Here is a 22,672-nt window from a genome sequence, read left to right as displayed (position 1 = left end):
GCACTGCTAGGATTGTTCGTTGACTGGCAAGTCGCGGCTCATCCATGCCCGTCGTTCAACCCGCATCAGGTGATTCCGCCTGGACCAGTGGGGAAGCGCAGGCAAATTGAGAACCCGCGAACTGTAGTACCGGAAAAGCGGCCCCTTCCGGCTCTCCGAACGTGGAGGCCAGCGACACAAGAAAGAGTTCACACGGTGTTTCGCCGTCGTGATCTGCTTCGCCGCAAACAGTGAAAGGTAAACGTGGCTAACAACACACGTGCCCGCCGCAAGGTGCGCATCTCGCGCGCCCTCGGCATTGCTCTGACCCCGAAGGCCGAGAAGTACCTGGAGCGTCGTCCGTACGCACCGGGTCAGCACGGCCGTTCCCGCCGCAAGCAGGACAGCGACTACGCAGTACGTCTGCGCGAGAAGCAGCGTCTGCGCGCCCAGTACGGTATCCGCGAAGCGCAGATGACCCGCGTCTTCGAGGAAGCACGCCGTACTTCCGGCCTGACCGGTGAGAACCTGATCGAACTGCTCGAAATGCGTCTCGACGCACTGGTGCTGCGCGCCGGTTTCGCTCGCACCATCGCCCAGGCACGCCAGCTCGTGGTTCACCGCCACATCATGGTTGACGGCGCACGCGTGGACCGCCCGTCCTTCCGTGTCAAGGAAGGCCAGCTCATCCACGTACACAGCCGCAGCGAAACCATGGTGCCGCTGCAGGTTGCTGCTGCCGGCGCCCACCGCGACGTGCTTCCGGCTGTCCCCGGCTACCTCGACGTCCAGCTCGAGAAGCTTCAGGCACGCCTGGTTCGCCGCCCCAAGCGCTCTGAGGTCCCCGTGACCTGTGAAGAGCAGCTCGTGGTCGAATACTACGCACGCTGATCCAGCGCCGACTTCGGCGTTTCGGCAGTACAACTGAACATCAGTTACTCAAGAGCCCGCGGCGCACGCCGCGGGCTCTTGAGTAGGTAAGGTACATAGGGAATCGCGGGCAGCCGTCCGCCATGCGCGAAGGCTAAGGAGTTGTTCACGAATGTCAGGTGGAGATATCGCCGGACTCATTGCCGCCGGAGTTTTTGCGGTCCTGGTCGCATTGCTCGCCATTCCGGTGTGGAAGCTGGGGAAGGTCTTCGATGAGCTCCGTCAGGCCATCCGCTCGGTGACTGAGGGCACCACGCCCCTCATCGACGAGGTCACCAGCACGGTGTCGACAACGCACCAGCAGCTGAAGCACGTCGACGGGATCACCTCGAACGTGTCGGATGCCTCCGCCAACATCTCGGCCCTTTCATCACTGGTCGCGGCCACGGTCGGATCCCCGCTCATCAAGGTGGCAGCGTTCTCCTACGGCGTGCGAAACGCGCTGGCCTCCAGGCGCAAGCCGACCTCCCGCCGTCGTAGTCGCTGATCACCAACTGCAGCACAAGACGCACGCACAACAAAGGAATTCTTGATGATCAAGAGGGTTTTCTGGCTCGCAGCAGGCGCGGCCATCGGTGTCGTAGCGGTACGCAAAGTATCTGCGATGAAGTCGGCAGTGGGCCCGGAAGGGCTGAACCGCGCCGTCGCACAACTCACGGACAGCGTCGCCGACTTCGCCGACGCGCTCCGGCAGGGAATGCAGGAGCGCGAGACCGATCTGCGCACTGCCCTCGGCATTGACTCAGAGCCCCGCCCCTGATCCCCGATCAGGCCCCGAACACCAGACATCGCCGCTGCGCACCATCCGCGCGCAACACCGAAGGATCCCCATGAAGTCGCAAGAGATTGCCCGTCGCTGGCTTGACTACTTCGAACGCCAGGGGCACACACGCGTGCCGTCAGCCTCCCTGGTGTCCAGCGACCCGTCGCTGCTGTTCACCGTCGCAGGCATGGTCCCGTTCATTCCCTACCTGACGGCACGTGAAGTTCCTCCGTACAACCGCGCAACGAGCATCCAGAAATGCATTCGCACGGCCGATATCGAAGAAGTGGGCAAAACAGCCCGCCACGGCACGTTCTTCCAGATGTGCGGAAACTTCTCCTTCGGCGACTACTTCAAGCAGAATGCCATCCGCATGGCGTGGGACCTGCTGACCAGCAGCGTTGAAGACGGCGGATTCGGTCTCCCTGCCGACCGACTGTGGGTCACGGTTTACCAGGAAGACGACGAAGCCCTCGCAATCTGGCGGGACGAAATAGGATTCCCGGTCGAGCGCATCCAGAAGTTCGGCAAGAAGGACAACTACTGGAACACCGGACAGCCCGGCCCCGGCGGACCCTGCTCGGAAATCTTCTACGACCGCGGCCCGGAGTACGGCAAGGATGGCGGACCGGAGGCCGACGAAGATCGCTACATCGAAATCTGGAACCTCGTATTCATGCAGTACCGGCTCTCCGCCGTGCGCAGCAAAGAGGATTTCGACATCGCCGGTGAATTGCCGCAGAAGAACATTGACACAGGCCTTGGGCTGGAACGACTGGCAATGGTGCTCCAGGGCGTCGAAAACATGTACGAGACCGACCAGGTGCGCCCGGTCCTGGACAAGGCAGCCGATCTGTCGGGTCGCGAATACACCAGTGCAGAGTCCGACGACGATCCCCACCACCAGGACGACGTGCGGATGCGCGTCGTGGCCGACCACATTCGCTCGGCCCTGATGCTCATCACTGACGGCGTCACTCCCTCCAATGAGGGCAGGGGCTACGTTCTGCGCCGGCTCATCCGCCGCGCAGTCCGCGCCATGCGCCTGCTGGGTGTCGAGAAGGCCTGCCTGCCGGATCTCCTGCCCGTCTCACGTGATGCCATGAAGGGCGTTTACCCTGAGGTTGAGCGAGACTTCGAGCGCATCAGCAGGATCGCGTATGCGGAAGAGAAGGCGTTCCTGCGCACCATCGCCTCAGGAACAGCCCGGCTCGAAGAGGCTGTCCGGGAGTCCAAGGGTGCCGGCCGCGCGCTGTCCGGCGAAGACGCGTTCAGCCTCCATGACACCTACGGGTTCCCGATCGACCTGACACTCGAAATGGCCGAAGAGGCCGGTGTGAAGGTCGATGCCGAAGGATTCCGCGCGCTCATGCTCGAGCAGCGGCAACGTGCTCAGGCTGATGCCCGCGGGAAAAAAGCCGGGCACGCCGACATGACGGTGTTCAATGAGTTGCTCGCAACCGGTGAAACAGTGTTCACCGGGTATGACGAACTGACCAGCGAAGCAGTGGTGCGCGGCATTATCAGCAACGGCGCGTCAGTTCCGGTCGCTCGTGCCGGCGAAGAGATTGAACTGATCCTTGACCGCACTCCTTTCTACGCCGAAGCAGGCGGGCAGGCAGCCGACGTCGGTTTGATCACGGGGAACGGCTTCACCGTGGAAGTGACCGACGTCCAGAGGCCCATCAAGGGGCTGAGCGTCCACCGTGGCGTTGTGCGCGAGGGAGAAATCACGCAGGACGCCCTTGTGACCGCGGCCGTCGACCGTCAGCGCCGTCATGCGGGGGAGCAGGCGCACTCCGGTACGCACATCGTTCATGCTGCCCTTCATCAGGTCCTCGGCCCTGAGGCCCTGCAACGCGGTTCCTTCAACAAAGCCGGCTACCTGCGCTTCGACTTCTCGTGGGGCGAGGGCATCAGCTCCTCGGCGCGATCGGAAATTGAGGAAGTCTCGAACCTGGCCATCCGCAGCAACCACACCGTCCAAACGAAGGTGATGGGCCTGGATGATGCCAAGGCACTCGGTGCGACGGCACTGTTCGGAGAGGCGTACGGAGACCGTGTGCGCGTCGTCGAGATCGACGGTGCGTGGTCGCGTGAGCTGTGCGGCGGCACCCACGTTGAATCGACGTCGCTGATCGGGACGCTGACGCTGCTCGGTGAGCAGTCGGTCGGATCCGGCAATCGCCGGGTTGAGGCGCTCGTCGGTATGGATGCCTTCAGGCACGCTGCCGCAGAACGCGCGCTCGTCACCGAGCTGTCCGAAATGCTCAAAGTACCCTCGCCGCAGCTGCCTGAACGCCTGAGCGCAACTCTCAACCGGCTCAAGGCCGCCGAGAAAGAGCTCGAGCGACTCCGGAAGGAACAGCTCTCAAGCACTGCTGCCGCACTGGTCAATACAGCAGAGGACATTGATGGCGTGCGTTTGATCGCGCACGACGCCGGTGCGGTCGGCAGTGCGGATGACCTCCGGAATCTCGCGCTGGATCTGCGGGGACGCCTCGGCGCGGGTGCCTCCGTAGTAGCTGTGGCCGGTGTCAGCAAGGACCGTCCGGTGGTCCTTGTGGTCACCAATGAGGAAGCACGCAACGCGGGGGTCAAGGCGGGCGCACTGGTGCGTACCGCTGCAGGTATCCTCGGCGGCGGAGGCGGCGGCAAGGATGACATGGCACAGGGTGGCGGGTCCGATCCCGTGAAAGTGCCGGCGGCGTTGGAATCAATCCGCGCAGCTGTCGCGGGCCGATAACAGAGCTGCTGACCGTGGCTCCCGGAGAATACCCGCGCGGCGTCAAGATCGGCGTCGACGTCGGCATGGTGCGCGTGGGAGTCGCCGCAAGCGACAGGGACGGCCTCATGGCGACCCCGGTTCGTACCATGCGGCGGGATACCCGAAAGAACAATGACCTCCGCTTGTTGCTCGGGAACATCCGGGAGCTGGGGGCCGTTGAAGTCTTCGTTGGGTTGCCCCGCAACCTGAGCGGAACCGAATCCGCATCCACAGCCATGGCGCGGGACTACGCTGCAGCGCTCGTGGATGTGCTGTTCGACGCCGGACTGGACGTGCCTGTCCGGCTCGTAGATGAACGGCTCACGTCGGTTTCGGCGCATAGATCCCTCCGGCAGGCTGGCTTGAACAGTCGTGAACACCGTAAGGTGGTAGATCAAGTGGCAGCCGTGGAGATACTCCAACACGCCATAGATATGCAACGAAACCTTGAGCGGGACGTGGGGGAGCCGGTCGTTCAGCATCGGCGGCGGAGTAATGACCATCCGACGCCGGCCTCATCCGAGGAGTTAGACATTTCGCAGACCAACAGTGGGAGGAAAGAGGAGCAGTGAGCCATCGTCATCCTCCTTCCCCAGCAGCCGATCACGGATCCGAGCAGCACCCGGACGAATATCTGGACGAATACTACTCGGAGCATCCTGAGCCCGTAGAGCAGTTCTTCGAGGCAGACGACGTCCCGTCCCGCCGCAGACGCGGGCCTTCCAAGGCGCGTCAGCGCCGCCGTAGGCGCCGGACTATCGTCATGCTGATCGTGGTGCTCGGCTTTGTCGGAGTGGTGGTCGCCGTCGCGATGTTCCTCAGGAGTCTCCTTGGGGTTGGCGAAGTCACCGACTACGCCGGGCCAGGCACAGGGTCGGTGACCTTCACCGTCGAGGAAGGCGCAGGCCCACTGATCATCGGCAATGGCCTTGAGCAGCAGGACATCGTCGCCAGTTCAGAAGAATTCCTGAAGGCCCTTGGTGGTGTCGCTGACGGGCGTGTGATCCAGCCCGGCGACTATGAGATGAAGTACCAGATGAGCGCGGAGGAGGCAGCCAGAGCGCTGCTCGCCGAGGGTGACTCGATGGTTCACTATGCCGCCGTCGCCAGGGACCTGAGGCAAAACGAGACCTTCGGCATTCTGGCTGAATCCACCGGGATACCCCGCGAAGAGTTCGAAGCCTTGGCGGAGGATCCAACCCAGTTCGGCATACCGGAGCAGTCGCCAAGTCTGGAGGGTTACCTCTATCCCGGCGAGTACCGCTTCGACCTCGAAATCACCGCCGCCGAGGTTATCCAGCAGATGGTTGATAATACCTACGCGGCCCTCGAAGAGGCCGGTGTCACCGATCCCGCAGAGCAGTACCGCATCCTCACCATCGCGAGTATCGTGCAGGCAGAGGCAGGCCAGGCGGATTACGGCCAGGTAGCCGGCTCGATCATGAATCGGTTGGGTCCGGATAATACCGAGACGAATGGACTGATCCAGTCCGATGCGACCGTGACCTACGGGCTCGACCGCAAGAGCTATAACCTGACAGACGAGGAAAAGACCGACAAGTCCAACCCGTACAACACGTACGCGATTCCCGGCTTGCCGGTTGGGCCAATCGGTTCCCCGAGCGCGGAAGCGATCGAGGCAGCGGTCAACCCGGACGATGTGCCCTACTACTACTGGGTCACGGTCAACCTCGACAGCGGTGAGACCAAGTTCTCCGAAACTCTTGCCGAACACGCACAGTACGTTCAGGAGTACCAGGCATGGTGCGCTGACAACGCCGGAAGGTGTGAATAAGTGGTCTTTGACCGGACGCCGGCCCGACATCGGGCCGGCGTCATTGGTCATCCCATAGCGCACTCAAAGTCCCCGCAGCTTCACAGTGCTGCGTACGCCATGTTGGATTTCGACTGCAGCTACACGGCGATTGACACTGCTCCAGACTCGCTCGGCGCCATCCTTCGGGAGGTCCGGGCTGACCCTGCCTGGTGTGGGCTCTCTGTCACGATGCCGCACAAAGCTGCCGCGCTGGCTTACCTGGATGAGGTAGCGCCGGACGCCGCCGCACTGGGCGTGATCAACACCGTGCTTGCCGTCGATGGCGACCAGCGACGTTTGGTGGGCTACAACACGGACGTGGAGGGGATTGTCCGTGCGGTTCGCCATGCCGGAGCCGAACGTCCGGAGCAGGCGCTCGTCCTGGGTGGTGGCGGCACCGCTTCGGCGGCTGTTGCAGCGCTTGCCCAAATGGGGGTGGAGCGCGCTGATATCTGCGTCAGGTCCCCGCTGAAAGCCGGGTCCCTGGTTGAGCTGGGTCGTCGGCTCGGCATTGCTGTGGACCTGAGGGATTTCGCCGCGGCCGCGGGGTTGTGCAGCGCTTCTCCGCTGGTCATCTCGACGCTGCCGCCGCACGGGGCGGACGAACTGGCTGCTCTCCTCAACGTCGCACCGTCTTTCGCCGATGACTCCGGCTCGCCGGAACCACGCGTGCTGCTTGATGTGGCGTACGACCCGTGGCCCAGTGCCCTCGCTGAGGCTTGGTCCGCCAGGGGCGGGGTCATCGTTCCGGGCCTGGAAATGTTGCTCTACCAGGCGGTGGCCCAAGTGAAGCTCTTCGCCGGTGAGGCTTTCCGCGATGAGTCTGCTGTCATAAATGTGATGTGTGACGCGGTGGGGGCTCCCCGGCGCTAGTTGGGGTCGTGGCCCGTGGCAGGATGGATGTATGTTGCGTTGGTTGACGGCCGGGGAATCCCACGGCCCTGCTCTGGTCGGAATCATCGAGGGAATGCCCGCGGGCGTTGAAGTTGCCAGTGAGGCCATTCAAGCCGCTCTGGCACGTCGCCGCCTCGGCTATGGTCGCGGCGCCCGGATGAAGTTCGAACAGGACCAGGTTCGGATTATCGGAGGTGTCCGGCACGGCCTGACACAGGGCGGTCCGGTGGCGATCGAGGTGGGGAACACCGAATGGCCGAAGTGGGAACAGGTCATGTCCGCCGATCCGGTCGACGCCGCGATTCTCAGGGATTCTGCGCGTAACGCTCCCCTCACGAGGCCCCGCCCCGGTCACGCCGATTTCACCGGCATGCAGAAGTACGGTTTTGATGAGGCCCGGCCGGTGCTGGAACGCGCAAGTGCGCGGGAAACTGCTGCGCGAGTGGCCCTTGGCACCGTCGCTGCTCAGTTTCTTTCCGCTCTGGGCATTGAACTTGTCAGCCACACTGTCGGCGTCGCCTCCGTTGCCGTTCCCGAAGGGTCGCCGCTTCCCGCGCCCCGCGACCTCCTTGCACTGGACGAGGACCCGCTGCGCTGTTTTGACCGCGAGACGTCAATCGCAATGGTCGCCGAGGTCGACGCCGCACACAAGGAGGGGGAAACCCTCGGCGGAGTAGTCGAGGTCCTCGCCTACGGTCTTCCTCCCGGACTTGGAAGCTACGTGCACTGGGACCGCCGGCTGGACGCGCGCCTCGCCGGCGCGCTCATGGGTATCCAGGCGATCAAGGGCGTTGAGGTCGGCGACGGTTTTGAGACTGCGCGACGTCGCGGATCGGCGGCTCATGACGAGATAGTCCGTGAGGAAACCGGACGGATCGGCCGGTCAACCAACCGGGCCGGAGGTATCGAAGGCGGTATGAGCATCGGCGACGTCCTGCGCGTGCGCGCTGCGATGAAGCCCATCGCCACAGTCCCCCGGGCGCTCCAAACAATCGACGTGACTACTGGCGACGCCGCCAAGGCACATCACCAGCGCTCCGACGTGTGCGCGGTCCCAGCAGCCGGTGTGGTTGCCGAGGCTATGGTCGCACTCGTTCTGGCAGAAGCGGTAACGGAGAAGTTCGGCGGTGACTCGGTGCAGGAGACAAAGCGCAACCTCGACTCCTACCTTGAGAGCATCCCGGCGTCCCTGAATTCGGTCGCGCGCTGATGCTGCCGGCGGCTCATGGACCGCTGGTACTCATCGGCCTCATGGCCACCGGCAAGTCGACCATCGGGCGGCGGATCGCCTCCCGGCATGGCTGGCGATTCGTCGACACAGATGCCGTGATAGTCGACCGGCATGGCCCCATACCGGCAATCTTCGCTGAACAGGGTGAGCCAGGTTTTCGGCGTATTGAGGCCGAGGTCGTTAGCGAAGTCCTTTCAGGAGCTGGAGCCGGCGCCGTCATCTCCCTCGGCGGAGGTTCGGTTCTCCACGAAGACACTCGGCGGCTGTTGAAGGATGCCTTTGTGGTCTTCCTCGACGCTGACCTTGCAACGGTTCTTCCACGGTTGGTCGGCAACACCGGCAGGCCGTTGCTGGCGGGAGATGCGGGGGAAACCTGGGCACGGCTTGACCAGGAACGGCGCCCTATCTACGAAGCACTGGCGGACGCGGTGATAGACACACGCGACGCTTCACCCGATACCGTGGTTGACCGTCTCGAGACGCAGCTGCGCCGGACCATATTTACTGAGGAAGGAACCTTCGGCAATGACCGCTGAACCTACTGCCATCCGCGTCACGGGCAGTGTCCCGTCAGAGAATTACGACGTCGTGGTTGGACGTGGATTGCTGGACCGGCTGGCGCCGCTGCTGGGCGAGCGGGTCCGGCGCGTGCTGGTGATCCATCCCCGCGCGCTCCGCTCCACAGGGGACACAGTGCGGGAGCAGCTGGCGGCGGAAGGATTCACAGCGGTAACGGCGGAAATTCCCGATGCCGAGGAAGGCAAGCATATCCAGGTGGCGGCGTTCTGCTGGCAGGTGCTCGGACAGAATGACTTCACGCGGTCTGACGCAATCGTGGCCGTCGGGGGAGGCGCTGTCACCGACCTCGCCGGTTTTGTGGCAGCGACCTGGCTCCGCGGCGTCAAGGTGGTACATCTGCCCACCACGCTCCTCGGTATGGTCGATGCGGCTGTGGGCGGCAAGACCGGGATCAACACGGCTGAGGGGAAGAACCTCGTGGGTGCCTTCCATCCGCCGGCGGGTGTGCTCGCCGATCTGGACGCGCTGCAAACGCTTCCCACCAATGAGCTGATCACCGGCATGGCCGAGGTTGTGAAGTGCGGATTCATCGCCGACCCGCGCATTCTCGAGTTGGTCGAATCCGATCCTGAGGCCGTCAAGGACCCGACCAGCGACGCCGTCCGGGAGCTGGTGGAGCGTTCAATAGCGGTCAAGGCGGCGGTTGTGTCGGAGGACCTCAAGGAATCCGGTCGACGCGAGTTCCTGAACTATGGGCACACACTGGCGCACGCGATCGAGCTGGCGGAACGGTACTCCTGGCGGCACGGTGCGGCCGTGTCGGTAGGCCTGGTCTTCGCGGCGGAGCTCTCCCGGATGGTCGGCCGGCTTGACGACGCGACTGCGGACAGGCACCGCGCCATCCTGGAAACACTCGGCCTTCCGGTGACCTACCGGCGGGATCGCTGGGCAGCGCTCCTGGACGGCATGCGGCGGGACAAGAAGGCACGCGGCGACCTGTTGCGCTTCGTAGTGCTCGACGGCGTCGCCCGCCCCGGAATCCTCGAGGTCCCGGACACATCACTCCTGTTCGCTGCGTACCAGGAGATCGCTTCCTGATCCGGTTCCGTCCGGCAGGGTACACTGGACTCTGGTCTTTTGGCGAGCAGATCCTGAGCAGTCGTGCACTGCGCCTGCTGCGACGTAAGCCAAACATCAGTCAATCGACGAAAGAGAATCCGTGGCCACCACGAACGACATCAAGAATGGCACCGTCCTCAAGCTCGAGGGGAACCTCTGGAACGTGCTTGAGTTCCAGCATGTAAAGCCTGGCAAGGGTGGCGCTTTTGTCCGCACCAAGCTCCGTAACATCCTCTCGGGCAAGGTCGTCGACAAGACCTTCAACGCCGGTCTCAAGATCGAGACCGCCACCGTGGACCGCCGCGATTACCAGTACCTGTACAAGGACGGCGACGACTTCGTGTTCATGGACACGACGGACTACGACCAGATCACCGTTCCTGGGGCAACCGTGGGCAACGCCGAGAACTTCATGCTTGAGAGCCAGATGGCAACAATTGCCATGCACGAGGGTTCACCGCTGTACCTTGAGCTGCCGCCGTCGGTTGTTCTGGAGATCACCTACACCGAACCGGGCCTTCAGGGCGATCGTTCGACCGGCGGCACCAAGCCTGCCACTGTTGAAACCGGATATGAGATCCAGGTACCGCTGTTCCTGGAAACCGGTACCAAGGTCAAGGTCGACACCCGCTCCGGTGAGTACCTGGGACGCGTCAACGAGTGAGCGCCCGTAGCAAAGCACGGCGTCGGGCGCTGGATATCCTGTTCGAGGCCGAGCAGCGGTCCGTGTCGCCTATCGAGGCACTGCAGGGCCGACGCGAAAAGACTGACACAGTCATCAACGAGTACTCCGTGGAGATCATCGAAGGCGTGATGGCACACGGCACGCAGATCGATGAATTTCTGAGCACCTATTCGCAGGGCTGGACGTTGGACCGTATGCCGGCCGTGGACCGGATGATCCTGCGAGTCGGGTCCTGGGAGTTGCTGTACAACGAGGATGTGCCGGATACCGTCGCGGTCAGTGAGGCCGTGCAGCTTGCAACCATGCTGTCGACGGACGAGTCCCCCGCGTTCATCAACGGTCTGCTTGGCCGTCTTCAGCAGCTCAAGCCCACTCTGCTGGCGTAGTCCGCGGACTGATCAGTGCCGGACTTCGTGTCCGGACAAGCGCGCCGGTATGTCAGAACCGGCGCGCAGACGCGGCGGTGATGATCTGACGACGGGCTGCATTGAGGTCGTGGAGCAGGTGGAGTTCCAGTGCCCGATCAGAACCGTTGGCATGACCGGCACGCAACCTTTGGCGCACGAAAGCCAGGCGCACCGCCGTGTTGATAAAGCGCTTCATGGCTGCAGCGGCTCCCACACGCCGGGCCCACGCGAGTGCCGATGAACGGCCGCGCGGCGAAGCCACCATGTCGACCTCCTGCCCGGTGATCCAGCCGGAGCTTGAGTATTCGGCGAGCCGTTGGTGGGTCACGGCGCGTTCGGCGCGACGCAGGGCGAATACAACCGCTATCACCGCGATGAACAGCGGCACCTGGACCAGGAAATAGAACGAGAAGAAGTCTGTGAACAGGACCACCAGTCCGCCGTTCCACAGCATGTGACCGGCAATCGCGGGGATAAGGCCGATCACGAATGCGACGACCAGTCCGCCCCTGGTGCGGCCTTTCGCGACCGCCAATCCGAGTACGAGACCCAGCGCGCCGGTGAACATGACGTGGGCAAAGGGTGAAAACAGCCCGCGCATCACAAACACCGTGATCAGCCCGCCGAGTCCTGCCGGGTCAGTGAGCGCCGACCCGAAGTACAACACGTTCTCGGTGAAGGCGAATCCGGCCGCGATCGTGCCGGCGTAGACAATGCCGTCGACAGGCCCGTCGAAGTGGCTGCGGCGGGAGAGAACGAGGATGAGGACGCCCATGCCCTTCGCGAGTTCTTCGACGATCGGGGCCTGCAAGACCGGACCCACAATGTCGGGGCTCGCTCCGTTGAAACCTGCGCTGAGAAGCATGGTGACGGTGGGGCCGAGCAGGAATGTGACGCCGACCGACATTCCGGCACCCCACAGGAAGGCGAACACCAAGGCTCCACGCGGCTCGGGGTCCCACCGGTCCACCCAACGGATACCGACCAGACAGATGGTGAGCGGTACGAGTGCCAGTGCCGCGCAGAGAACCAGCGCGGCGGTCCCGAGCTGGGCAGTGACCATCACCGCCACGCCCACAAGGACCAGCGCTGCGCCGATGAGCAGCAGTGCATTGACGACGGCGTAGCCCGGCGGGTAGGCGCGCTTCCTCGCAGGCGGTTTCAGGCCCGCGTGGATCTCAGGGGAGGGCGGAACCGGCGGCCCCGGGTGTACCTGCTGCCACATTCCCAGCGGCGGCTGCTCTGCTGAAGGGACCTCACTGCCCGGTCCCGTGTACGCACTCCCGGAGTTCATACTCATGCACACAGGATAGGTGCCGGAGATGTCTATGGTAGTTTGAAGCCGCAGCCAACCCTTTAAAGGCCGTCCTGTGAGGCGGAGAAGGAGGACGCGTTCCTTGAGTGTATCGAGCCCTGAATCCGGAGGGTCCGTGTTCCGTACGGTCCTCGGTGATGCTGATATTGACCGGGCCCTGACCCGGATCGCCCACGAGATCCTCGAAGCCAACAAGGGCTCCCAGGACCTTGTCCTGCTCGGCATTCCCCGCCGTGGCTTCCCGCTGGCCCAACGGTTGGCGCGCAAAATCGCCCGCACTGATCCAGGCGTGGATCCTGAGCGGATGGTCGGCCGCCTGGACGTCACAATGTTCCGCGACGACCTGCGCAAGCATCCCACCCGCCCCCCGGGCCCCACCAAGCTTCCTCCCGCAGGCATCGACAATAAGGTTGTGGTGCTGGTCGACGACGTGCTCTACTCCGGCCGCACCATCCGCGCAGCACTGGACGCAATTGTCGACATTGGTCGACCCAGGATCGTCCGGCTCGCGGTGCTGGTGGACCGTGGGCACCGGGAACTGCCGATCCGTGCCGACCACGTGGGAAAGAACCTTCCCACCTCCTCCGCCGAGAAGGTCCGCGTGAGGATCAGCGAGGTTGACTCCGTCGACGAAGTAGTGATCGAGGGTCCGGCATGAAGCACCTCCTGTCCACAGAAAGCCTGACGAGCACGGACGCCATCCGCATTCTCGATACAGCCGAGGAAATGGCCGAGGTCGGAGAAAGGGAAGTCAAGAAGCTTCCAGCGCTGCGCGGACGCACCGTCGTCAACCTCTTCTTCGAGGACTCGACCCGAACGCGGATCTCGTTCGAAGCGGCAGCAAAGCGGCTGTCGGCCGACGTCATCAACTTCGCTGCCAAGGGTTCTTCAGTGTCCAAGGGTGAATCGCTCAAGGACACCGCGCAGACCCTTGAGGCGATGAGCGCCGATGCCGTGGTGATCAGGCACTGGGCATCCGGTGCTCCCGCGAGGCTTGCCGCCTCGGACTGGATCGACGCCGCTGTAATCAACGCCGGCGATGGGACTCACGAGCATCCAACCCAGGCCCTGCTGGATGCGTTCACGCTCCGCCGGCACTGGTCGAAGGTTGCGGGTCGTCCATCCCTCGGTGAGGATCTGAGGGGTCTGCGCATCGCGATCGTGGGGGACGTCCTGCACTCCCGGGTCGCCCGTTCCAACCTGTGGCTTCTCACGACGCTCGGTGCGGAGGTGACCCTGGTGGCGCCTCCCACCCTGGTCCCCGTCGGTATCGCCGACTGGCCGTGCAAGGTCAGCTTCGACCTCGATGAGGTCCTTGCGACCGGCCCCCACGCGATCATGATGCTCAGGGTGCAGGGCGAGCGTATGAACGCTGCGTTCTTCCCTTCCACCCGTGAGTACACCCGCACCTGGGGATTCGACGACGAGCGGCTGGCTACGCTCGAGGCATCGGCAGGCAAGGACACGATCATCATGCACCCGGGTCCCATGAACCGCGGCCTTGAGATTTCATCGGCTGCCGCTGACTCACCCCGCTCAACGGTCCTTGCGCAGGTACGCAATGGCGTATCTGTCCGGATGGCCGTCCTCTATCTGCTGCTGTCGGGCGATGACTCCGCACAGCCAACCCCCGCCCAGGAGGCAACAGTATGAGCACCAGCTACCTGATCAAGGGCGCCACGACCGCAGCCGGTGAAACCGGCGTTGATGTACTGATTTCACACGGGCGCATCGCCGAGCGGGGGAGGTCGTTGTCGGCAGCGGGCGCCGTCGTCGTCAACGCCGACGGGCTGGTCCTGTTGCCGGGCATGGTGGATATCCACACACATCTTCGCGAACCCGGCCGCGAGGATGCCGAGACGGTGGAGACGGGCACACGTGCGGCTGCCCTGGGCGGTTACACGGCAGTGCACGCCATGGCCAACAGCATGCCGGTTGCCGACACAGCCGGCGTGGTGGAGCAGGTCCACGCGCTGGGGCGGCGCGCCGGTTGGGTCGACGTCCGGCCCGTCGGAGCGGTAACCATCGGGCTCGCGGGGGAGAGGCTCGCTGAACTCGGAGCCATGGCGCAATCCCGCGCAGGCGTTCGGGTCTTCTCCGATGACGGCATCTGCGTATCCGATCCGGTGCTGATGCGCCGTGCGCTCGAGTACGTGAAGGCGTTCGACGGCGTGGTCGCCCAGCACGCGCAGGAACCGCGCCTCACCGAGGGCGCCCAGATGAATGAGGGCTCGGTGTCCGCTGTCCTGGGCCTGGCCGGCTGGCCCGCGGTTGCCGAAGAAAGCATCATCGCCCGGGACGTCCTGCTGGCTCAGCACGTCGGTTCGCGCCTCCACGTCTGCCACGTTTCGACGGCCGGCTCGGTCGAGATCATCCGCTGGGCGAAGCAGCGCGGCGTCAACGTTACTGCCGAAGTCACGCCCCACCACCTCCTGCTCACCGATGAGCTCGTCCGCACGTGGAACCCGGTGTACAAGGTCAACCCGCCACTACGCACTGACGACGACGTTACGGCTCTCCGTGAGGCGCTGGCCGACGGGACCATCGACGTCGTCGGGACGGACCACGCCCCGCATCCTTCCGAGCACAAGGAATGCGAATGGGCCCAGGCTGCCATGGGCATGACGGGGCTCGAGACGGCACTGTCCGTGGTGCAGCACACCATGATCGAGACCGGGCTGATGGACTGGTCACGCTTTGCCGAGGCAACGTCCATCCTCCCCGCACGAATCGGCCGGGTGGTGACGCAGGGAACGCAGCTGGAATCCGGGGTGACGGCAAATCTCACGCTGGTGGATCCCTCAGCCCGGTGGACAGTAGATCCACATAGGATGGCCACCAAGGGCCGTAACAGTCCCTTCGCCGGCCTTGAGCTGCCGGGTGCAGTCATCGCAACCTTCTACGCCGGCCACCCCACGGTGCTGGAGGGGCGGCTCAACACACCGCATCCCGATGCGCAGGGGGACTGACGCGTGGACCTAGGTACAACCGCCATAGTTACCTCACTGGTTGCCATCGTGCTGCTGATTGGTCTCATGGCCCTCGGCTGGCGCAACCGGCTCAAGCGCCAGGAAGCAGTGCAGGCTCCGCCCAGTGCCCCGGAGGATCCCGGAGCGCCCCTCTACGCGGCCGAAGGCCAGTACGTGGTCACTACAACCGGGGGAGACTGGCTGGACCGCGTCACCGCGCACGGTCTCGGGAACAAGGCAACGGCAACCGCCGCCGTCTACCCGCACGGCCTCCTGTTCGACCGCTCCGGTGATACCGGGGTGTACATCGCCAGGCAGAACCTGACGGGTGTGCGCCTGGAGCGGGGCATGGCCGGAAAGTTCGTCGAAAAGGACGGACTGGTGGTGGTGTCCTGGACGATGGATTCACAGACCTTCGATACCGGTTTCCGGACCAGGTACGCCGCGGACAAAACGCAGCTCCTGGCAGCGATCAGCGCACTGATCGAGGACGCCGATCCCCTCAACAACCCCACAAGCAAGGAAGTACAGTGACAACACACGCGGGAGTAACAGGAGCCGGTGCCGCGGCGGTTTTGGTCCTTGAGGACGGTCGGACTTTCCGAGGACAAAGCTACGGCGCACGCGGCACGGCGCTTGGCGAGGCGGTCTTCGCGACCGGCATGACCGGATACCAGGAAACGATCACGGACCCGTCCTACGCGCGCCAACTCGTGGTCCAGACGGCGCCCCATATTGGCAATACCGGTGTGAACCGCGACGACGCCGAGTCCCGCCGGATCTGGGTTGCCGGGTACATTGTGCGCGACGCAGCACGGCGTCCGTCCAACTGGCGCTCGGAAAAGAGCCTTGATGACGAGCTGGTCGAGCAGGGCATCGTGGGGATCCAGGGCGTCGACACACGTGCCATCACCCGCCACCTGCGTGAGCGCGGCGCCATGAAAGCCGGAATTTTCTCCGGAGCTGACGCTGACCGCAGCGAGGCCCAGCTGCTTGCAGAGGTAAACGGCCAGCGCAGCATGGAGGGCTCACGGCTCGCGGAAGAAGTGAGCATCGACTCCCGCTACGTCGTCGAGCCTTCCGACCACGGTTGGGAAGGTGAGCCGCTGTTCACCGTCGCTGCGCTCGACCTCGGAATCAAGGCGATGACTCCCAGGCACTTCGCCCAGCGCGGAGTGCGCACAGTCGTGCTGCCTGCGGACGCAACGTACGACGACGTCGCAGCCGTAGGTGCCGACGGTGTCTTCATGTCGAACGGTCCGGGGGATCCCTCCACTGCTGACGCCCAGGTTTCGCTGCTGCGTCAGGTCCTCGATGCGAAGAAACCGTTCTTCGGTATCTGCTTCGGCAACCAGATCCTCGGCCGGGCTCTGGGTTTCGGCACCTACAAGCTGCGCTACGGACACCGCGGGATCAACCAGCCCGTGCTCGACCGGCGTACCGGCAAGGTCGAGATCACCAGCCAGAATCACGGCTTCGCCGTGGATGCCCCGCTCGACGGGCCGGTTACGGCACCCGAGGAGCGCTTCGGGCGGGTTGAGGTAAGCCACGTGAGCCTCAATGACGACGTCGTCGAAGGCCTCGCGTGTCTGGATCTGCCGGCGTTCTCCGTCCAGTACCACCCCGAAGCAGCGGCCGGTCCGCACGACTCCGCGTACCTGTTCGACAGGTTCATCGACCTCATGGCTGAGGCCGCCCGCATGGGCGACGGCTCTAACGAGCTTGATGCTTCAGAGGTCTCCAAAGCTCCCACCCCCGCGCAGGAAGAAAACTAGATGCCCCGCAGAACCGATCTCACCTCCATCCTGGTCATCGGATCGGGACCCATCGTCATCGGGCAGGCCGCCGAGTTCGACTACTCAGGCACCCAGGCGCTGCGCGTTCTAAAGGAGGAAGGCCTCCGGGTCGTCCTGGTCAACTCGAACCCGGCAACGATCATGACCGACCCGGAGTTCGCCGACGCAACCTACGTCGAGCCGATCACGCCGGAAGTAGTCGAGAAGATCATCGCCAAGGAACGCCCGGACGCGATCCTTCCCACCCTGGGCGGTCAGACGGCGCTCAACACCGCGATCGCCCTGGACAAGAACGGCGTCCTCGAGAAATACGGCGTGGAACTTATCGGCGCAAACATCGCCGCTATTGAACTCGGCGAGGACCGCGAGAAGTTCAAGGGCGTCGTGGAGCGCTGCGGCGCCGAGTCGGCCCGGTCACGCATCATCAACACACTCGATGCTGCGCTGGAGGCAGCAGAGGACCTGGGTTACCCGATGGTGGTGCGTCCGTCCTTCACCATGGGCGGCCTGGGCTCCGGCCTTGCCTACAACGAGCAGGACCTGCGTCGCATCGTGGGCCAGGGCCTGCAGTACAGCCCTACCAGCGAGGTGCTGCTCGAGGAGAGCATCCTCGGGTGGAAGGAATACGAGCTGGAGATGATGCGCGACAAGAACGACAACGTCGTCGTCGTCTGTTCCATCGAGAACTTCGACCCGGTCGGGGTCCACACGGGTGACTCCATCACCGTGGCCCCCGCGCTTACCCTCACCGACCGCGAGTACCAGCGTATGCGGGACATCGCCATCGCCGTCATCCGCGAGGTGGGCGTGGATACCGGCGGCTGCAACATCCAGTTCGCGGTAGAGCCGGACACGGGCCGCGTGGTGGTCATTGAGATGAACCCGCGCGTGTCCCGTTCCTCGGCCCTGGCGTCGAAAGCCACCGGGTTCGCCATCGCGAAGATCGCGACCAAGCTCTCCCTCGGGTACACGCTGGACGAGATCCCGAACGACATCACCCGTCAGACCCCTGCATCCTTCGAACCCACCCTCGACTACGTCGTGGTCAAGGTGCCGAGGTTCGCCTTCGAGAAGTTCCCCGCTGCGGATCCGACGCTCACCACCACCATGAAATCCGTCGGCGAGGCCATGGCCATGGGTCGCAACTTCACGGAGGCCCTCCAGAAGGCGCTGCGTTCCCTTGAACAGAAGGGCTCACAGCTGACCTTCGACTCGGTCAGCGAATTCGATGTCCCCGAACTCATTGAGGCCGCCAAGCGCCCGACGACGGAACGCCTCTCCCAGGTGCAGCGCGCGCTGCTGGGCGGTGCAAGCGTCGAAGACCTCTACGAGGCCACGGGCATCGATCCCTGGTTCCTGGACCAGCTCGTGCTCCTCAATGAGGTGGCGGCTATCGTCCGCAAGGAGGGAATCAAACCGGACACGCTGCGGCTGGCGAAACGGCACGGTTTCTCGGACGAGCAGATCGGCCTCCTGACGCACACTCCGGAGGCCGTGGTGCGGGGAGTGCGCCATGCACTCGATATCCGGCCGGTCTTCAAGACCGTGGACACCTGCGCAGCCGAGTTCGCGGCGTACACCCCGTACCACTATTCGTCCTACGACGAGGAGGACGAGGTTGGCCTCCACGCCAAGCCGTCCATCATCATCCTCGGCTCCGGTCCGAACCGCATCGGACAGGGTATCGAGTTCGACTACTCGTGTGTCCACGCCACGATGGCACTGCGCAAGGCCGGCTACGAGACTGTGATGGTCAACTGCAATCCGGAGACCGTCTCCACCGACTACGACGTCTCCACCCGGCTTTACTTCGAGCCCCTCACCCTGGAGGACGTGCTCGAGGTCATCGCGGCGGAGGAGCGCACCGGCGGTGTCATGGGCGTCTTCGTACAGCTCGGCGGCCAGACTCCGCTGAAGCTGTCCCAGGCTCTCGCTAACGCGGGCATTCCGATCCTCGGTACGTCCCCCGAAGCCATCGACCTGGCCGAACACCGTGGAGAGTTCGCGCGGGTTCTGGCCGAAGCCGGATTGATAGCCCCGAAGAACGGTACGGCCGTCTCCTTCGAGGACGCCCGCGCCATCGCCGACGAGATCGGTTACCCGGTCCTGGTCCGCCCGTCCTACGTGCTGGGCGGCCGCGGGATGGAGATCGTGTACGACGAGGCGCACCTGTCCCGCTACATCTCCAACGCCACGGAAATCACCCTGGACCACCCGGTCCTGATCGACCGCTTCCTCGAAGATGCGGTGGAGATCGACGTCGATGCGCTGTACGACGGCAAGGACCTTTACCTTGGCGGAATCATGGAGCACATCGAGGAAGCGGGCATCCACTCCGGTGACTCTGCCTGCGTGTTGCCGCCGATCACGCTGGGAACGAATGTGCTGGAGCGGGTCCGCGTGGCGACCCACGCGATTGCCGAAGGCGTCGGTGTCCGGGGCCTCATCAACATTCAGTTCGCCCTTGCGTCCGATGTGCTCTACGTGCTTGAAGCAAATCCGCGTGCCTCACGGACGGTGCCGTTCGTATCGAAGGCAACAGGCGTGCAGATGGCGAAAGCGGCTGCCCTCATCGGCACGGGTGTCACCATCCACCAGCTCCGCACCGCGTACAAGATGCTGCCCGAGACCGGTGACGGTTCACGGCTGCCGCTGTCCGCTCCGGTGTCCGTGAAGGAAGCTGTGCTTCCATTCAGCCGCTTCCGCACGCCGGAAGGCACCGTCGTGGACTCCCTGCTCGGTCCCGAAATGCGTTCCACGGGCGAGGTCATGGGCATCGACAAGCACTTCGATACCGCCTTCGCCAAGAGTCAGGCCGCAGCGAACAATGCACTGCCGACACAGGGCAAGGTGTTTATCTCAGTCGCCAACCGCGACAAGCGTTCGGTGATCATGGGCGTCAAGCGGCTCTCCGACCTTGGCTTCGAGATCGTCTCCACCGGGGGTACCGCCGACGTCCTGCGCCGGAACGGCATTCAGGCGACACCGGTCCGCAAGGTCGCCGAAGGTAGCAGTGCCGAAGGCGAGGGCACGATCGCTGATCTGGTGATCGCCGGCGAAATCGACATGGTGTTCAACACGCCCTCGGGCGGTGAGGCACGCAGCGATGGCTACCAGCTGCGCGCGGCGGCCACGTCGATCGGCATCCCGTGCATCACCACCGTGGCCGAGTTCAACGCGGCGGTGCAGGCGATCGAGGCGCTGCGCACCTACCAGTGGTCCGTCACGAGCCTGCAGGACCACGCGCGCGCCATCCGCGGCGAAACCGTCACCGAGCCGGTTGGAGCGTAGGGTGACGTTCGGTCTGCGGCTGGATGCCGCCGTCGGGCGTTTCGGGAACCTGTGTGTGGGAATTGACCCGCACCCGGCGCTGCTTGCGGCGTGGGGGCTTCCCGATACGCCTGCCGGCGTCGACCGGTTTTCCGCGACAGTGCTGGATGCCGTCGCGGGCAGGGTTGCGATCATCAAGCCGCAGGTCGCCCTGTTCGAACGTCACGGCTCGCAGGGGATGGCTGCGCTGGAGCGTTTGCTGGCCCGAAGCGCCGAGGGCGGGGTTCTGACCATCGCGGACGCCAAACGCGGGGACATCGGGTCGACCATGGCCGGTTATGCCGATGCCTGGCTGCGCGATGGCTCCGCCCTGGCAGCAGATGCGTTGACGTTGAGCCCCTACCTCGGCTTCGAGTCGTTGCGCCCCGCGCTGACTGCGGCCCGGGAGACAGGCCGCGGGGTGTTCGTCCTGGCGCTGACCTCCAACCCTGAAGGCGCATCTGTACAGCACGTGGGCGGAGAGAATTCGGTTGCCCGCCGGATCGTCGAGGCAGCCGCTGCCGAGAACGACGACGGCATGCCAGGTTCAGTCGGTCTGGTGATCGGCGCCACCGCCGGGGAAGCCGTGCGGCGCCTCGGCCTGGACCTCACTGCGCTGAACGGCCCCATCCTGGCCCCCGGAATAGGGGCTCAGGGCGCCGGGCGGCAGGAGCTTCGCGACACCTTCGCCAGCGCCTCCGGCATCGTCCTGCCCAATTCGAGCAGGGAGATCCTGAGCGCCGGGCCCGCGGTCGAAGGACTGCGCGAAGCCATAACGGCGACTCAGCGTTCGGTGGACCTGTCCGGTGACGCCGGTCCTCGAACGGATTGATTTTCGGCCAGCCGAGCAGATAGGTTCAGTGCAAGCCGAAACTCCAGACCCGTGACTGCCGGTGCTTGGCCGACGGTTCAACTGCCTAGGGAGCCCGAGTGAGCCTGAAGCCTCTCACTGATAGCGAACGAACACTGGCGCGGGAAAAAGCAACGGCTGCGAGGGCTGCCCGAGCGGAGCTGAAGGCCCGGCTGAAGTCCGGTGAGATCACCGTCGAGGACGTTATCAACGGCTCAGGCCAGGAGGAAGCCATCGGAAGGCTCCGGGTTCTGGACCTGTTGAAGGCACTGCCCGGCGTGGGGGAGAAGCGGGCTGCCGGGATCATGGACGCCGTAGGAATCGCCGCTACCCGCAGGGTTCGGGGTCTCGGCATCCATCAGCGCAAGGCTCTCGTTGAGCATCTGATGCATCATCCGGCGAACAACCGCCACTAGAGAAGGAAGTATTCGTGAATCAGCCGCGGCTGACCGTGCTTGCGGGCCCAACGGCTGTGGGCAAAGGGACCGTATCGACCTACATCCGCGACAATTACCCCGAGGTGGAGTTGTCCGTCTCGGCCACCACCCGTCCGCCCCGTCCAGGCGAAACGGACGGCGTCCACTACCACTTCGTTTCACCCGAGGAGTTCGACGTCCTCGTGGAAAGCGACCAGATGCTGGAGTGGGCGGTGGTGCACGGGCGTAACCGCTACGGCACGCTGAGGCGCACCGTGATCGCCGCAATGGAAGCAGGAAAGACCGTCCTGCTGGAGATCGATCTCCAGGGGGCGCGGCAGGTGAAGAAGAACATGCCGGACGCGAATTTTGTGTTTCTTGCGCCTCCCAGCTGGGAGGAAATGGTGCGTCGCCTCGTCGGCAGGGGCACCGAAACTCTCGAGGAACAGCAGCAGCGCCTTGAAACCGCTAAACTGGAACTTGCTGCCGAACCGGAATTTGACCACACCGTGATTAATGACGACGTTCAGCGTGCAGCAGATGAGCTTGTTTCATTGATGGGCCTGACCGCGCACTCGCACTCAAAGCACGCGCAGTAGCTTTACGGCCCAGCGACTATTGGAGATTTTGTGTCTACTCACCCCGAAGGCATCATCAACCCGCCGATCGACTCCCTGCTGGAGGCATCGGACTCGAAGTACGCCCTCGTGATTTACGGAGCCAAGCGTGCCCGGCAGATCAACGCGTACTACTCGCAGCTGCATGAGGGCCTGTTCGAGTACGTTGGTCCGCTCGTGGAGACGAAGCTGAACGAGAAGCCGCTGTCCATCGCCCTGCGCGAGATCAACGAGGGCATGCTCGTCGCGGCGCCCGCCGAAGCTTCGGAGTAAGCCCCGACGGGAAGTAA

At 64.1% G+C, this 22,672-nt stretch carries 23 protein-coding genes; 22 read left to right on the top strand and 1 reads right to left on the bottom strand.

All coding sequences use genetic code 11. The features are described 5' to 3' along the window. Positions 1-243 precede the first annotated feature (243 nt). The 12 genes from rpsD to nusB all read left to right on the top strand — a co-directional run bounded on the left by rpsD (position 244) and on the right by nusB (position 11,089). On the top strand, positions 244-870 hold the full coding sequence (gene rpsD / locus AC5RTB_RS14805; protein ID WP_490891658.1) for a 30S ribosomal protein S4: 627 nt from the start codon (positions 244-246) through the stop codon (positions 868-870). A gap of 151 nt (positions 871-1,021) precedes the next feature. Beyond that, positions 1,022-1,396 carry a DUF948 domain-containing protein gene (locus AC5RTB_RS14800; RefSeq protein ID WP_494061820.1) on the top strand — a complete coding sequence of 125 codons (375 nt, stop codon included), beginning with the start codon at positions 1,022-1,024 and terminating at the stop codon, positions 1,394-1,396. A gap of 45 nt (positions 1,397-1,441) precedes the next feature. Beyond that, positions 1,442-1,669, top strand: a complete 228-nt coding sequence (locus AC5RTB_RS14795; protein WP_494061819.1) for a DUF6167 family protein — start codon at positions 1,442-1,444, stop codon at positions 1,667-1,669. Positions 1,670-1,739: 70 nt separating this feature from the next. Then, a complete protein-coding gene (gene alaS, locus AC5RTB_RS14790) occupies positions 1,740-4,418 on the top strand; it encodes an alanine--tRNA ligase (RefSeq protein ID WP_494061818.1) in 2,679 nt (892 codons plus the stop codon). Positions 4,419-4,432: 14 nt separating this feature from the next. Then, positions 4,433-5,011 (top strand): Holliday junction resolvase RuvX, encoded by a 579-nt coding sequence (gene ruvX / locus AC5RTB_RS14785; RefSeq protein ID WP_494061817.1) that lies wholly within the window; start codon positions 4,433-4,435, stop codon positions 5,009-5,011. Then, positions 5,008-6,234, top strand: coding sequence for an endolytic transglycosylase MltG (gene mltG / locus AC5RTB_RS14780; protein ID WP_494061816.1), 1,227 nt, complete (start codon positions 5,008-5,010; stop codon positions 6,232-6,234). Before ruvX ends, mltG begins: the two co-directional genes overlap by 4 nt. Continuing rightward, entirely contained in the window at positions 6,235-7,128 is an 894-nt protein-coding gene (locus AC5RTB_RS14775; RefSeq protein WP_494061815.1) for a shikimate dehydrogenase, read from the top strand. A 31-nt stretch (positions 7,129-7,159) separates the two neighbouring features. Further along, positions 7,160-8,359 carry a chorismate synthase gene (aroC, locus tag AC5RTB_RS14770; protein ID WP_494061814.1) on the top strand — a complete coding sequence of 400 codons (1,200 nt, stop codon included), beginning with the start codon at positions 7,160-7,162 and terminating at the stop codon, positions 8,357-8,359. After that, a complete protein-coding gene (locus AC5RTB_RS14765; protein ID WP_494061813.1) occupies positions 8,359-8,916 on the top strand; it encodes a shikimate kinase in 558 nt (185 codons plus the stop codon). Before aroC ends, AC5RTB_RS14765 begins: the two co-directional genes overlap by 1 nt. Then, the gene (gene aroB / locus AC5RTB_RS14760) at positions 8,906-9,997 is read left to right on the top strand and encodes a 3-dehydroquinate synthase (protein WP_494061812.1); all 1,092 of its coding nucleotides are present in this window, start codon (positions 8,906-8,908) and stop codon (positions 9,995-9,997) included. Before AC5RTB_RS14765 ends, aroB begins: the two co-directional genes overlap by 11 nt. A 121-nt stretch (positions 9,998-10,118) precedes the next feature. Beyond that, positions 10,119-10,682, top strand: a complete 564-nt coding sequence (gene efp / locus AC5RTB_RS14755; protein WP_494061811.1) for an elongation factor P — start codon at positions 10,119-10,121, stop codon at positions 10,680-10,682. Continuing rightward, positions 10,679-11,089, top strand: a complete 411-nt coding sequence (nusB, locus tag AC5RTB_RS14750; RefSeq protein WP_309069996.1) for a transcription antitermination factor NusB — start codon at positions 10,679-10,681, stop codon at positions 11,087-11,089. The genes efp and nusB overlap by 4 nt, the downstream gene beginning before the upstream one ends. Before the next feature lie 52 nt (positions 11,090-11,141). Here nusB and AC5RTB_RS14745 read toward each other — a convergent pair whose 3' ends face one another. After that, positions 11,142-12,410, bottom strand: coding sequence for a PrsW family intramembrane metalloprotease (locus tag AC5RTB_RS14745; RefSeq protein ID WP_494061810.1), 1,269 nt, complete (start codon positions 12,408-12,410; stop codon positions 11,142-11,144). Positions 12,411-12,507: 97 nt separating this feature from the next. Between AC5RTB_RS14745 and pyrR the strand changes: the two genes are divergently transcribed. From pyrR to rpoZ, 10 genes are all read left to right on the top strand, one after another. Then, positions 12,508-13,083, top strand: a complete 576-nt coding sequence (gene pyrR, locus AC5RTB_RS14740; RefSeq protein ID WP_494061809.1) for a bifunctional pyr operon transcriptional regulator/uracil phosphoribosyltransferase PyrR — start codon at positions 12,508-12,510, stop codon at positions 13,081-13,083. Beyond that, a complete protein-coding gene (locus AC5RTB_RS14735) occupies positions 13,080-14,078 on the top strand; it encodes an aspartate carbamoyltransferase catalytic subunit (protein ID WP_494061808.1) in 999 nt (332 codons plus the stop codon). Before pyrR ends, AC5RTB_RS14735 begins: the two co-directional genes overlap by 4 nt. After that, the gene (locus AC5RTB_RS14730) at positions 14,075-15,394 is read left to right on the top strand and encodes a dihydroorotase (protein ID WP_494061807.1); all 1,320 of its coding nucleotides are present in this window, start codon (positions 14,075-14,077) and stop codon (positions 15,392-15,394) included. Before AC5RTB_RS14735 ends, AC5RTB_RS14730 begins: the two co-directional genes overlap by 4 nt. Positions 15,395-15,397: 3 nt before the next feature. After that, positions 15,398-15,928, top strand: a complete 531-nt coding sequence (locus AC5RTB_RS14725; RefSeq protein WP_494061806.1) for a PH-like domain-containing protein — start codon at positions 15,398-15,400, stop codon at positions 15,926-15,928. Beyond that, the gene (gene carA / locus AC5RTB_RS14720; protein ID WP_494061805.1) at positions 15,925-17,169 is read left to right on the top strand and encodes a glutamine-hydrolyzing carbamoyl-phosphate synthase small subunit; all 1,245 of its coding nucleotides are present in this window, start codon (positions 15,925-15,927) and stop codon (positions 17,167-17,169) included. Before AC5RTB_RS14725 ends, carA begins: the two co-directional genes overlap by 4 nt. After that, a complete protein-coding gene (gene carB, locus AC5RTB_RS14715) occupies positions 17,170-20,481 on the top strand; it encodes a carbamoyl-phosphate synthase large subunit (RefSeq protein ID WP_494061804.1) in 3,312 nt (1,103 codons plus the stop codon). A gap of 1 nt (position 20,482) precedes the next feature. After that, the gene (gene pyrF, locus AC5RTB_RS14710; protein ID WP_494061803.1) at positions 20,483-21,331 is read left to right on the top strand and encodes an orotidine-5'-phosphate decarboxylase; all 849 of its coding nucleotides are present in this window, start codon (positions 20,483-20,485) and stop codon (positions 21,329-21,331) included. A gap of 98 nt (positions 21,332-21,429) precedes the next feature. Further along, positions 21,430-21,765 (top strand): integration host factor, actinobacterial type, encoded by a 336-nt coding sequence (gene mihF, locus AC5RTB_RS14705; protein WP_494061802.1) that lies wholly within the window; start codon positions 21,430-21,432, stop codon positions 21,763-21,765. A gap of 14 nt (positions 21,766-21,779) precedes the next feature. Then, entirely contained in the window at positions 21,780-22,364 is a 585-nt protein-coding gene (gene gmk / locus AC5RTB_RS14700) for a guanylate kinase (protein WP_494061801.1), read from the top strand. 30 nt (positions 22,365-22,394) lie between these two features. Next, positions 22,395-22,655, top strand: coding sequence for a DNA-directed RNA polymerase subunit omega (gene rpoZ / locus AC5RTB_RS14695; RefSeq protein ID WP_309070006.1), 261 nt, complete (start codon positions 22,395-22,397; stop codon positions 22,653-22,655). Positions 22,656-22,672: the final 17 nt, after the last annotated feature.

This window comes from Arthrobacter sp. M71 S08, assembly GCF_059089725.1.
The sequence above is the reverse complement of the archived record's forward strand: the minus strand, read 5'-3'. Positions and strand labels throughout refer to the sequence as shown.